At 50.1% G+C, this 12841-nt stretch carries 10 protein-coding genes; all 10 read left to right on the top strand.

Annotation, left to right across the window (positions count from 1 at the left end; all coding sequences use genetic code 11):
* Positions 1 to 11 precede the first annotated feature (11 nt).
* The 10 genes from H1R82_RS06100 (at position 12) to H1R82_RS06055 (ending at position 12761) form a co-directional block, all read left to right on the top strand.
* Positions 12 to 1547: an acyl-CoA carboxylase subunit beta gene (locus H1R82_RS06100; protein WP_370527037.1), complete on the top strand. Its 1536-nt coding sequence runs from the start codon at positions 12 to 14 to the stop codon at positions 1545 to 1547.
* Positions 1548 to 1632: 85 nt separating this feature from the next.
* Positions 1633 to 2556, top strand: coding sequence for a ketopantoate reductase family protein (locus tag H1R82_RS06095; RefSeq protein ID WP_181730840.1), 924 nt, complete (start codon positions 1633 to 1635; stop codon positions 2554 to 2556).
* A 50-nt stretch (positions 2557 to 2606) separates the two neighbouring features.
* Positions 2607 to 3959 carry an MFS transporter gene (locus tag H1R82_RS06090; protein ID WP_181730839.1) on the top strand — a complete coding sequence of 451 codons (1353 nt, stop codon included), beginning with the start codon at positions 2607 to 2609 and terminating at the stop codon, positions 3957 to 3959.
* A 57-nt stretch (positions 3960 to 4016) separates the two neighbouring features.
* Positions 4017 to 5654, top strand: a complete 1638-nt coding sequence (bshC, locus tag H1R82_RS06085; protein WP_181730838.1) for a bacillithiol biosynthesis cysteine-adding enzyme BshC — start codon at positions 4017 to 4019, stop codon at positions 5652 to 5654.
* 76 nt (positions 5655 to 5730) lie between these two features.
* A complete protein-coding gene (locus tag H1R82_RS06080; protein ID WP_181730837.1) occupies positions 5731 to 6990 on the top strand; it encodes an adenosylhomocysteinase in 1260 nt (419 codons plus the stop codon).
* Positions 6991 to 7129: 139 nt separating this feature from the next.
* Positions 7130 to 7561: a division/cell wall cluster transcriptional repressor MraZ gene (gene mraZ / locus H1R82_RS06075; RefSeq protein WP_062843156.1), complete on the top strand. Its 432-nt coding sequence runs from the start codon at positions 7130 to 7132 to the stop codon at positions 7559 to 7561.
* A gap of 16 nt (positions 7562 to 7577) precedes the next feature.
* Complete coding sequence (rsmH, locus tag H1R82_RS06070) at positions 7578 to 8510, top strand: 16S rRNA (cytosine(1402)-N(4))-methyltransferase RsmH (protein ID WP_309544798.1); 933 nt, start codon at positions 7578 to 7580, stop codon at positions 8508 to 8510.
* A 37-nt stretch (positions 8511 to 8547) separates the two neighbouring features.
* Positions 8548 to 8913, top strand: a complete 366-nt coding sequence (ftsL, locus tag H1R82_RS06065) for a cell division protein FtsL (RefSeq protein WP_181730835.1) — start codon at positions 8548 to 8550, stop codon at positions 8911 to 8913.
* 47 nt (positions 8914 to 8960) lie between these two features.
* A complete protein-coding gene (locus tag H1R82_RS06060) occupies positions 8961 to 10721 on the top strand; it encodes a peptidoglycan D,D-transpeptidase FtsI family protein (RefSeq protein WP_181730834.1) in 1761 nt (586 codons plus the stop codon).
* Positions 10722 to 10844: 123 nt separating this feature from the next.
* Positions 10845 to 12761, top strand: a complete 1917-nt coding sequence (locus tag H1R82_RS06055; protein WP_181730833.1) for a stage V sporulation protein D — start codon at positions 10845 to 10847, stop codon at positions 12759 to 12761.
* The last annotated feature ends 80 nt before the right edge of the window (positions 12762 to 12841 follow it).

Here is a 12841-nt window from a genome sequence, read left to right as displayed (position 1 = left end):
GAGGGATGGTTGTGAAAGAATCCGTTGTCGATCAATTGCGCAAAAACAAAGAAACCGTGCAAAAAGGGGGCGCCCCCAAATATCATGAGAAGTTGAGGAAACAAAACAAGCTTTTCGTGCGGGAACGATTGAAACGGTTGTTTGATGACGAATTTCAATTGGAAGACGGGTTGTTTGCCAACTTCATGGCCGGTGATCTTCCGGCGGACGGTGTGGTGACGGCGATTGGAAAGGTCAACGGCCAAACGGTTTGCGTCATGGCCAATGACTCCACCGTGAAAGCCGGTTCCTGGGGAGCACGGACCGTGGAAAAAATCATACGCATCCAGGAAACGGCCATGAAATTGAAAGTTCCCATGATTTACCTGGTGGATTCGGCCGGCGCCCGGATTACGGACCAAATTGAAATGTTTCCCGGCCGGAGGGGAGCGGGCCGCATCTTTTATAACCAGGTAAAAATGTCCGGAATGGTTCCGCAAGTTTGTCTTTTGTTCGGGCCTTCAGCGGCCGGCGGAGCTTATATCCCCGCTTTTTGCGATATTGTGATCATGGTGGACAAAAACGCGAGCATGTACCTCGGTTCCCCGCGCATGGCGGAAATGGTGATCGGGGAGAAAGTGACCCTGGAAGAAATGGGCGGAGCGCGTATGCACTGTACCGTCAGCGGATGCGGCGATGTATTGGCGTCGTCGGAAGAAGAGGCGATTCAATCCGCACGGAAGTATTTAAGTTATTTCCCGGCCAACTACCAGACAAGCCCGGAGCCTGTTGAAGCCAAGGCACCTTCCCCGAAGGCGCGTCCTGTTTCGGAAATTATCCCGGATCACCAAAACACGCCTTTTGACATGATGGAAGTGATTGAAAGCCTTGTGGATGAAGGGTCATTCTTTGAGATCAAGAGCTTGTTTGCCAAAGAACTGATCACCGGATTGTCGCGGATTGGCGGGCGGGTTGTCGGGATTGTGGCAAACCAGTCGAAGGTCAAAGGCGGGGTGTTGTTTGTGGACTCGGCGGACAAAGCAGCCCGTTTCATCAACTTGTGTGATGCTTTCCACATTCCGCTGTTGTTTTTGGCGGACGTCCCCGGTTTCATGGTCGGGACGCAAGTGGAACGGGCCGGGATTATCCGCCATGGAGCGAAGATGATTTCTGCCGTCTCGGAAGCGAGTGTGCCCAAAATTTCCGTCATTGTCCGGAAAGCATATGGCGCCGGATTGTATGCCATGGCCGGTCCGGCCTTTGAACCGGATTGTTGCCTGGCCCTCCCGACGGCACAAATTGCCGTGATGGGGCCGGAAGCGGCTGTCAACGCGGTATACAGCAACAAAATCCGGGAGTTGGAAGAGCCGGAGAGAACCCGTTTTGTCATGCAAAAGCGGGAAGAATACAAACAAGACATCGATATTTACCGGCTGGCCGGCGAAATGGTGATTGACGGCATTGTGGAGCCCGATGAATTGCGGACGGAATTAAGCCGCCGCTTTGAGGCTTATGCAAGCAAACAGCTGCAATTCAGCCAACGGAAACATCCCGTTTACCCTGTATGAGAAAAAGGTTATGATAGAAACGAAGACATTTACGAGCCATGATCCCAATGGCTCTCTTTTTTTAGCCAAAGTGAGGGATGAAACGGTGAGAATAGCAGTATGGGGAGGCGGAGCGCTGGGATTGTTATGGTCTGCACGCCTTGCCCCCCGGACCGGTCCGTTTTTGTTGGTCACCCGTACCGAAGGTCAGGCCCGGCAAGTGAACCGGACGGGAATCACCTTGACAACGTTGGCGGGCGACCGGCGGAACATCCGGGTAAAGGCGCGGCCGGCCGGTTCGATCAAGGAAGAACCCCCCTTCGATGTCATCTTGGTGATGGTGAAACAACACCATTTGCCATCGGTCATTCCCCTGTTGAAAAATGTGATACATCCGGAAACACAGGTGTTGTTTTTTCAAAACGGATGGGGCCACCAACAGTGGTTGGAACAGTTGTCTTCTTGTTGCGAAACTTATTTGGCGGTAACGACGGAAGGCGCATTGAAAAACGGCAATCATGTGAGGCATACGGGAAAAGGGGAGAGCTGGATCGGCTCTTATCCCGATGCGGGTAAAAAAACGTCTCCGGCACTCAAGGCTTTGCTGGAAGCAGCGGGAAAAGACCTCCTTCAATACGATGAAGACATCCGGCAAAGGCTGTGGGGGAAGTTGGCCGTCAATTGTGTGATCAATCCGATGACCGCCTGGTATGAAATCCGAAACGGTGCGTTGTTAAACCCCAAATATGATGCGGAAAAAGAGGAGATTTTAACGGAAGTGGCGGAAGTGGCGTCTCTGGAAGGGATTTCGCTTCCGTACCGGCAGATGTGGGAACAAATTCATGAGGTTTGCCGGCGCACTTCCGCCAATCTTTCTTCCATGCTGCAGGATGTGAAACACCACCGGCCGACGGAAATCGATTATTTAAACGGGGCGATTGTCCGGTTGGGGGCAAAACACCACAAAAAGTTGCCCGTCAATCAACTGTGGACCGGCCGGATTCGGGAGAAAGAAAAGTTCATGCTATAATGTGAAGACTGAAGACGATCATGGATCAGGAGTACTGTGGGGGGATTGGTTTGTCTCGTCCCAAATTGTTGTCATTTGATACGTATATCATCAACTTGGTTTTCAGCATGTTCGATTTGTTGACGGTGGTGCCCGTTTTATCTTTGATCATCCGGGAGTACCATTTGTCGATGAATTGGGCGGTGTGGGCCGTTTCACTCCATTTGGCTTTTTTTGCTTTTTCTTTGCCCATGATGGATAACTGGGCGGCTTCCAAAGGGAAAATGGAAGTATTGTGGACGGCTCTCACTTTCTTTGTGCTGGGAACCTTTCTCGCCGGATTGGCCGTGGAGTGGGTGTGGTTCATGTGCGGCCGTGTCATTCAGGCCATCGGAACCGGCGGCATGGTGCCGTTTGTCTCCTCGCAATGCCGGCGCAAACTCGGCAAAATGCCCAAAGGCCAACGCTATTTGATCATGCTGGCCTTTGCAGCCGCATGGTGTCTGGTTCCCCTGGCATCCGCCGGGCTGGCTGACGCCTTGGGCTGGAAATCGGTTTTTATTTTGCATATTTTGTTTGCTTTTTTGGTGCTGTTGATTTCCCAAACGTGGAAAATCGTTGATCAGCCGAACCGCAAAGGAGTCGGCGGCGAATCCATCGTTTTTTTCGGGCTGATCGTCTTGTTTTTGATGATGGCCGTCACCAGCACCGATTTTTCCGGAGGGATCTCCGCGGTCTTGCACAAAGAAGTATTGCCGCTTTGGATTGTGGCCATCGGAATGGTGGTTCCTCTGTTGATGGTTGAACGCCAGGGGAGCTATCCGTTTTTCGAACCGCATCTGTTTGCCAATTGGCGTCTGTGGATTTTATATATACAGGTCACTTTGCAAGGGTTTTTGTGGACGATTCTGACCTTGCTTCCTTTTTGGTTTGCCCGGCAGTATGATACCGGGACATACGGCTCGGCGGTCTGTTTGAGTTTCATTGTGATTGGTGCAATGATGGCGCTGCCCGTCATCGGGTTTTTGTCCAATCCGGTGTATGTGCACCGTCTGGCTTACACGGCTTTTTTGCTTTCGGCCGTCACGAGTGCGGGCATGATCTGGATCCCGGACAGCCGGTGGATGCTTCTGGCGGTTTGTCTTTTGGGATGGTGCCTGAGCTTTGCAGTGGCCGATCCCGTTCACCGGTATATGTTCAAATGGGTGTCGCCCCGCCGGATCCGTTCGGGATTGATGGCGGCAGGCATGTTCAGGGCGGCCGGGGGAGCGCTGGGATTTGTGACCGCGGCCCGCTTGTTTGAACCCGGTGTGCTCATCAGTGCAGAGGTGCGCATCTTTTTGTTTGTTGCAGGAGTTTCTTTTCTGGGATTTTTGTTTAGCCTGTTTTTGGGGACAAAAAAAGTTAGCCACTATAATAATTGAAGTGATATACTTTGTAACGGTGGAGCATCAGACTTTTCTTTTAAAGAGGAGTTATATATGAGGTTACAAAAGATAGCAATGACCAAGAAATCCAGTATATTTGATGAATTTCTTCACGACCGGGAATTTGCCGGTTCGTTTTATCAGTATCATCCTTGGCGGGAAGAAAGCATTTACGAACGTGCCCGCGATTTGAAAATATCGAAACCGGCCGTTTCGCGCCAGGAATTGGTCAGGGTGCTCCGGTCTTACCATCAGCCGGATTTGGTGCATCACGAAGTGGAGCGAAATTTGAACCGGTTGGCCGAAGAGGACAGCATGGTTGTGATTGGCGGCCAACAGGCCGGTTTATTGGGCGGACCGTTATATACTTTTTATAAAGCCATCACCATTGTCCGGTTGGCAAAACAAGCAGAGAAACAACTGGGAAAACCGGTGATTCCCGTTTTTTGGATTGCCGGTGAGGACCATGATTTGGAAGAAGTGAACCATGTATGGGTGCAAAACGGTGACAAAGAACCGGTGAAACACCGGCTTGAAGTGAAAGACCAGCGGAAAATCCCCATTTCCCGACGCAGGCTGGATGAAAAACAGTACCGGGACTGGCTGGATCAATTGGCCGGGATTCTGCCGGACCGTCCTTACAAAGAAGAATGGCTGGCACAGTGCAAAAAGTGGGGAATGGGCACACGGTCATGGACCCGCTTGTTTGCCAAAGTGTTGAATCACTTTTTTGGCCCGTACGGATTGTTGTTGGTGGATTCCCATGACGAAAATTTGCGCCGGCTGGAGGTGCCGGTTCTTAAACGCATGATCCGGCAAAGCCGGGCGATTGCCCGGGCGGTGCAGAACGCTTCCGGCCGGCTGATTGGCAGGGGACTGGAAGTTCCGGTCGATTTAAAAGAAGATCAGGGGAATTTGTTCATCCAAATCGATGGCGAGCGGCAGCTCCTGTTTCAAAAAGGGGGGCAGTGGACCACCAAAGACGGCCTGAAAAAGTGGTCGGAAGATGAATTGTTGTCATTGGTCGAACAAGAACCCGCTTTGTTCAGCAATAATGTGATCACCCGTCCCCTCATGCAGGAAGCCTTGTTCCCCACCCTTTACTTCGTGGCCGGCCCGGGTGAAATCGCGTATTGGTCCCTGTTGAAAGAGGCGTTTTACGAACTCGGCCTGAAAATGCCGGTTGTAATTCCGCGCATGTTTGTCACGCTGATGGACAAGGCATTGGAAAAACGGATGGATGAGTTTGCTTTGGGGCTTGAGGAACTGGAACACTTGAAACAGAAAAAAATGAAGTGGATCGACGAGCAACAACCTCCCGATCTGACCGACCGGTTTCAGGAAGCGGTGGATGTCATTCTCGGGCATCACGGGCAGCTGGTTGGTTATTTGCACCAAACCATCGGCATGAATATGAAAGAAATCGGGAAAAAAAATGAAGAAAAAATCAAAGCGCAAATCGATTACTTGCACCGGTTTGCCAAAAAAAGCCTGGAAGAGAAACATCGCGCATCGTTACGGAAATGGGACGAACTGATTCACGGAATTTATCCGAACGACAAACCCCAGGAAAGGGTTTACAATATGATATGGGCATGGAATGAACACGGGATGGATTGGGTTGACTTTTTGCTGCGGGCGCCTTCTTCGGAAGTGCGGCTGGATGGTTCCGTCCATGTCTTGTTGATTTAGTCTTTTTCCTTTTGGAAGATAATCGTGTATAATAACCACGATTATCGGATTTACATATAGGAATAGGGGGATTTATATGTCAGCAGAAAACAGCATTGTCCGTGATATGAACCTGGCTCCGCAAGGCCGCCTGAAAATGGATTGGGCCTGGGATCATATGCCGGTGCTGAGCCGGTTGCGGGAACGGTTGAGCGCGGAAAAGCCGCTTGCCGGAAAAAAAGTGGCGATTTCCCTGCATTTGGAGGCAAAAACGGCTTGCCTGGCTGAATTGATCCGGGATGCCGGAGCGGAAGTGGCCATTACCGGAAGCAACCCGCTTTCCACCCAGGATGACATTGCCGCTGCGCTGGCTGCTTCGGGCGTGACGGTGTTTGCCAAATACAACCCGTCTCCGGAAGAATATAAAGACCATTTGATCAAAACGCTTGAAACGAAACCGGATTTGATCATTGATGACGGCGGGGACTTGGTCAGCATTTTGCACTCCGAACGTCCGGATCTGATGGAAAATGTCCTGGGCGGATGCGAAGAAACCACCACCGGGATTTTGCGTTTGCGCTCGCTGGAAAAAGAGGGGACATTAAAATTCCCGATGGTGGCGGTCAATGATGCGCATTCCAAATACTTGTTTGACAACCGGTACGGAACCGGTCAATCTGTTTGGGACGGAATCAACCGCACAACCAACCTGGTCGTCGCCGGGAAAACCGTGGTTGTTGTCGGCTATGGATGGTGCGGACGGGGGGTTGCCATGCGCGCCAAAGGTTTGGGGGCGAAAGTGATCGTCACCGAAGTGGATGCCATCAAAGCAACGGAAGCATACATGGACGGCTTTGAAGTGATGCCGATCAAGGAAGCGGCCCGGTACGGCGACTTCTTCATCACCACCACCGGGAATAAAGGAGTCATTGCGGGTGAGCATTTCGAAGTGATGAAAAACGGAGCCATCATGGCCAATGCCGGACACTTCAACGTCGAAATCGACGTGGAACAGCTGGAAAAAGCAGCCGTGAAACAACGCGTGGTGAGAAAAGACATCGCGGAGTATGAGATGGCTGACGGACGGAAACTTTACCTGTTGGCCGAAGGGCGTCTGGTGAATCTGGCTGCGGGAGACGGGCATCCGGCTGAAATCATGGATATGACTTTTGCCCTGCAGGCGCTCTCCCTGCTGTTTGTGCATGAACATCATGGCGAATTGGGCCCGAAAGTGTTGGATGTGCCTTATCAAATCGATGAGCAAGTGGCCCGTTATTTCCTGGAAGCCAATGGGGTGGCGATCGACCGCTTGACGGAAGAACAGGAAAAATACTTGGCAAGCTGGCAGCTGGATTGATTTGAGATGAAAGGAAATATACGGTTGAATCCTGCACATTGAGTGCAGGATTTTTTATATTCCGTGTGGTATAATTACCAGTGTGGTGGAGAGTGGTGAAAAGTGGTGAGGAAGGGAGGCCAGGGGGGAGGAAAGCGGTATGTTCATGGGTGAATTCAGGCATAATATCGATGATAAAGGGAGATTGATCATCCCTGCGAAGTTTAGGGAATCATTGGGATCTTCTTTTGTGATCACCCGTGGCTTGGACCGCTGTTTGTTTGCATATCCTCCTTCTGAATGGACGCAACTGGAACAAAAATTAAAAGCTCTTCCTTTTACCAAAGCGGATGCACGTAAATTTACGCGCTTCTTTTTTTCTGGAGCAAGCGAAGTGGAATTTGACAAACAAGGCAGAATCCATATTGCTCCCCATTTACGGGAATATGCTCGTTTGAAAAAAGAGTGTGTGATCATCGGTGTCTCCACCCGTGTTGAGATTTGGTGCAAAGAACAATGGGAAGAGTATTACTGTAACTCCGAAGAATCTTTTAATGAAATTGCAGAAAGCTTGATTGATCTGGATTTGTAGCAAAGGATGAATGAAAGTGTTTAAACATGAAACGGTATTAAGAGAAGAAGCAGTCCATGGACTTTGTATCAAATCGGATGGCATCTATGTGGATTGTACGCTGGGCGGAGGGGGACACAGTCAGTTGATCGCCGAGCAACTGTCTCCATCAGGAACCCTTATCGGATTAGACCAGGACAAGCAAGCATTGGATCATGCCAAAAATAAATTAAAAGAACACTCATGCAACTTGCATTTGATAAACACCAACTTTCGACATGTCAGGGAAGTTGTGAATGAACTAGGTTATGAAAAGGTCGACGGCTTGTTGTTTGATCTGGGTGTTTCATCCCCCCAGCTCGATCAGGGTGAACGGGGCTTCAGTTATCACCAGGAAGCTCCGCTCGACATGCGGATGAATCAGTCACAGGAGTTAAGCGCCTTTCATGTTGTGAATGAATGGCCGGAGGAAGAATTGTCGCGAATCTTGTTTGAATATGGCGAAGAAAAATTTTCCCGGCGAATTGCCAGAGAAATTGTCCAAACGAGAAAGAAAGCGCCGATTCGAACCACGTTGGAGCTGGTGGACGTGATCAAGCGGGCGATTCCCGCGCCTGCACGCAGAAAGGGTCCTCATCCGGCACGTCGTTCGTTTCAGGCGATCCGGATTGCCGTCAATGATGAATTAAACGCTTTTCAAGAGGCGCTGAAAGAAAGTGTGAAATTGCTCCGCCCTGAAGGGCGCATCAGTGTGATCACTTTTCATTCTCTGGAAGACCGGATTTGCAAACAGTTTTTCAAGGAACAATCCCGGGGATGCATTTGTCCTCCTGATTTTCCGGTCTGCACGTGCGGCAGAAAACCGGAATTGAAGATGATTACCAAAAAACCCGTCCTGCCGGGTCCGGAAGAGATAGAGAGAAACCAGCGGGCCCGGTCCGCAAAATTGAGGGTCGCGGAAAAAATATAAACATGAAAGAAGCAGGTAGTGTAAGGAGGATTTATATATGAGAGCGGATCGTTTTCATGGTTCGGCTGCAAAACAGCTCCATAAACCTTACAGAGGGGAGCGGAAGCAAAAAAAGCCGGCCCCTTTCAAAGCGTTTCCGACCGGTGAAAGACTGCTTTACCTGTTCAGCGTTGTTTTGTGCGTTGCTTTGGCTGTTCTGGTTTTGTCGCGTTATGCCAAAGTGTCGGAGTTAAATGTGGCGATTCAAAATACGGAATTGGAAATCGAAAAGGTGGAAAAAGAGAATCTCCAATTGGAAACAGAAGCCAACAAATTAAGAAGTGTGGAGCGTATTCGCAAATTTGCTGAACAGAAAGGGTTAGAGCTGACAGCACCAAAATACTTACCTTCAACCAGCCCCTGATGCCGAAATAAACACGATATTTGTCAGAGAGATGGGAGAGGCTTGATATGGGTTCGATGTTTAAGAAGAGCAAACGGCGTTCTCTTCTGATCGGGCTCGTTTGGATCGTGGGATTCATCATTGTGATTGGAAGATTGTTTTGGCTGCAAGCGGTGGACCATAACAAATTGCTCGCGGCGGCCAAAGAAACATGGATCAAAGAAGATGCTCTTCGTCCCAAACGAGGCACTGTTTATGACCGGACCAAGCAGCAGCAATTGGCATGGGAAGTGGACGCTTATTACTTTGTCGCAGACACCCGGCAGGTGAAAGATCCTGAAAAAACTGCAAAGTATCTGGCACCGGTGTTGAAAATAAAAGAAGACGAGCTGGTCAAACTGCTGTCGAAGGATTCAGACTCTGTGGAACTCCGATACAATGGGAAATACAAGTATCCAAAAGAGACACTCAATCAGGTGGAATCCTTAAAAAAGGACGGGCTTATCCAAGGCATTTATGCTTTTCCCACTTTCATGAGGCAGTATAACGGAACCATGGCCGCCCATGTTTTGGGATTTTTGCGGTATGATGACACAGCCGTTGGCGGCATCGAAGAATATTACGATCCATGGCTCAGGGGAAAAGAAGGTTACATCAAATACCTGAAAGCCAGAAATGGTGTGATGGTCACGGATCAGCCGGAAAAAAACCAGCCTCCGCAGCACGGGAAAGATCTTGTCCTGACCATTGATTCGCGTATCCAACATCAAGTGGAACTGGAGTTGGATGAAGCAATCAAAACCCATGAGGCCAAAGGGGGAACGGCGATTGTCGCCGATCCCAAAACCGGGGAAATTCTGGCCATGGCATCCCGCCCGACTTTTGACCCGAACCGGTATGCCGAGACCCTGAGTGACGAAAACAGCATCAACCGGGCCGTGCAAAGCCAGTTTGAACCGGGCTCCACCTTTAAGATTGTGACTTTGGCCGCGGCGATTGAAGAAGGCATTTTCAATCCGGATCAAACGTATCCGTCGGGTTCGATCCGGGTGGATGACCGGGTGATTCATGACTGGAACGGAAGCGGATGGGGAAACATCACGTTTCGGGACGGAATCAAACTGTCCAGCAATGTCGCTTTTGTCATTTTGGGGCAAAAGTTGGGGGCGCAAAAATTAACGGATTATATCAACCGGTTTGGCTTTGGAAATATTACGGAGCAATACGGCAAAAAAACCGGAATCGATCTGCCGGCAGAGGGAAGGGGATACTTTTTCGGACGGAACCTGTATGCCACGGAATTGGCCACCACCTCATTCGGACAAGGGATTTCGGTCACGCCGATCCAGCAAGTTGCAGCCGTGAGCGCCATTGCCAACGGCGGTGTCTGGAAGACCCCCCATATCATGAAATCGATATGGGAACCGGGGTTGAAAAAAGAAGTGAAATCTTTTCAACCCGAAAGCCGTCGGATCGTGAAAGAATCCACGGCAAAACAAGTCCGGGAGTTATTGCGTGGGGTGGTACAAAACGGAACCGGTGTCGAAGCCGATTTACCGGGCTATGGCGTGGCCGGAAAAACGGGGACGGCACAAAAACCGGATCCGGACGGAGGATACATGGAGAACCAATATATTGTTTCCTTTGTCGGTTTTGCCCCGTATGACAAACCGGAAGTGGTCGTCTATGTCGCCATTGATGAGCCGTCATCGTCCCAAAATGCCACCGGGGGAACGGTGGCCGCTCCGATCGCCAGGGAGATCATGAAAAAATCGCTGCAAATCAGACAAGTGCAACCGAATGACAAATTCGCCGAGACGATTAAATAAAGGGATGGAAAGCCCCACTTTTAAAAGCGGGGCTTTTTTTATGGAAGAAGACAGGCCGTGTCATTTTTTTTCCGCGGATTTCATAGTTTTAGAGTAAGAGACGGGAAGGAGAGGAAGGGGAAGATGCACGGCCAACAAATCACCGTTCGCAAACGATTGTTTTCTTTGTTTTTGATTTCCATATTTGTATTTATGGTTTTGATTGCACGGCTTGCTTACGTCCAATTGATTGCCGGCGGGGAACTGGCGGAAAAAGCCAAAGACCTGTGGAGCCGGAATATCCCTTTTGAACCGAAACGGGGAAAAATATTGGACCGGAATCAAAAAAAACTGGCATACAACATCAGCTCCCCTTCCGTCATGGCGATTCCGGCCCAAATCAAAGATCCGGCCAAAACAGCCAAGCAATTGGCCCGCATTCTCCAGGCCCCCGAAGAGAAAATCTATGAAAAAATCACCCAGCGGCAATTGATTGTCAAACTTCATCCGTGGGGGAGAAAAATTTCGGAAGAAAAAGCACGGCAAATTCAAGGGCTCAGGCTCCCGGGGATTGCCATTGCAGAGGACAGTAAACGGTATTATCCCCATGGCAGTTTCGCCGCCCATCTTTTGGGATTTACCGGGGTCGACAATCAGGGGCTGGCCGGGTTGGAATTGATCTATGATGAAAAATTGAAAGGTAAAAAGGGATATGTTTCGTTCAGTGCCACCGCCAGCGGGGATAAATTGCCGGGAGGGGTGGACCGGTTTATACCTCCACAGGATGGTCTGGACTTGATGCTGACCCTTGATTACCAGATTCAAACCATCATCGAACGGGAATTGGATCAGGCGATGGCCCAGTATCAACCGGAAAACGCTTTGGCCATAGCCATGAACCCCAATACCGGTGAAATTCTGGGGATGAGCAGCCGCCCCACTTTCCACCCGGATCAATACAAGGTGACCGACCCGTTGATTTATAACCGGAATTTGCCGATTTGGAAAACGTATGAACCTGGATCGACGTTCAAAATTATCACGTTGGCCGCGGCACTGGAAGAAAAGAAAATGAATTTACAGGATCACTTTCATGACCCTGGTTACATCAAAGTGGGCGGTGCCCGGTTGCGTTGTTGGAAATCGGGGGGCCATGGACATCAGACATTTTTGGAAGTGGTGGAAAACTCCTGCAACCCGGGATTTGTCACGTTGGGACAGCGGCTGGGAAAAGAGAAATTGTTTTCCTATATCCGTAAGTTCGGGTTTGGGGAGAAAACCGGGATTGACTTGAATGGCGAAGCACTCGGAATTTTATTTGAGGAAAGTCAGGTGGGGCCGGTGGAATTGGCAACCACGGCATTCGGACAAGGGGTTTCGGTGACCCCGATTCAACAGGTGGCTGCCGTTTCGGCCGCGATCAATGGCGGGAAGCTGATGGTTCCCCACGTCGCCAAAGCATGGGTGGATCCGGAAACCGGAAAAGTGGTGGAAGAAATCAAACCCAAAATGAAACGGCAAGTCATTTCCGAAGCGACTTCCGCCCAAGTCCGGCAAACCTTGGAGAGTGTCGTGGCGAAGGGGACGGGAAGGAAAGCGTTTGTGGATGGATACCGTGTGGGAGGAAAGACCGGAACCGCGCAAAAAGTGGGACCGGATGGCAGATACATGCAAAATAACCACATTGTCTCGTTCATCGGCTTTGCGCCGGCGGATGATCCGCAATTGGTGGTTTATGTGGCGGTGGACAATCCCAAGGGAATTCAATTCGGCGGAGTGGTTGCCGCCCCCATTGTCGGCAACATTTTGGATGACAGCCTGCGGTATTTAAAAATCCCGAAACGAACCAAACAAATTCCGCCGGAAAACGGGCCGGCAGAGATCCCGATTGTCCCGGCGCCCAATCTGGTCAATCAGGACATCGATGAAATTCGTTCCAGTTTGTATTCCTTTCCGCTGCAAGTTTATGGAAAAGGACAAAAGGTGATTGATCAAATGCCCAAGCCCGGGCAACGTGTCAAAAAAGGAACGACCATCAAAATCTACCTGGGGGATTCATAGAAAAACACCGGATCGGATTGCCAAGCGGCGCTTCTTTGTTACTTAAATGCAAACAATTTGCAAACAAAATGCAAACATTT

The sequence above is a fragment of the Thermoactinomyces intermedius genome, assembly GCF_013912365.1.
Taxonomy (GTDB): domain Bacteria; phylum Bacillota; class Bacilli; order Thermoactinomycetales; family Thermoactinomycetaceae; genus Thermoactinomyces; species Thermoactinomyces intermedius.
The sequence above is the reverse complement of the archived record's forward strand: the minus strand, read 5'-3'. Positions and strand labels throughout refer to the sequence as shown.

Excerpts from the sequence above, each read along its gene's own strand:
- H1R82_RS06055 (WP_181730833.1), top strand. The coding sequence starts at position 10,845 with ATGCACGGCCAACAAATCACCGTTCGCAAACGATTGTTTTCTTTGTTT.
- mraZ (WP_062843156.1), top strand. The coding sequence starts at position 7,130 with ATGTTCATGGGTGAATTCAGGCATAATATCGATGATAAAGGGAGATTG.
- H1R82_RS06080 (WP_181730837.1), top strand. The coding sequence starts at position 5,731 with ATGTCAGCAGAAAACAGCATTGTCCGTGATATGAACCTGGCTCCGCAA.
- bshC (WP_181730838.1), top strand. The coding sequence starts at position 4,017 with ATGAGGTTACAAAAGATAGCAATGACCAAGAAATCCAGTATATTTGAT.
- ftsL (WP_181730835.1), top strand. The coding sequence starts at position 8,548 with ATGAGAGCGGATCGTTTTCATGGTTCGGCTGCAAAACAGCTCCATAAA.
- H1R82_RS06060 (WP_181730834.1), top strand. The coding sequence starts at position 8,961 with ATGGGTTCGATGTTTAAGAAGAGCAAACGGCGTTCTCTTCTGATCGGG.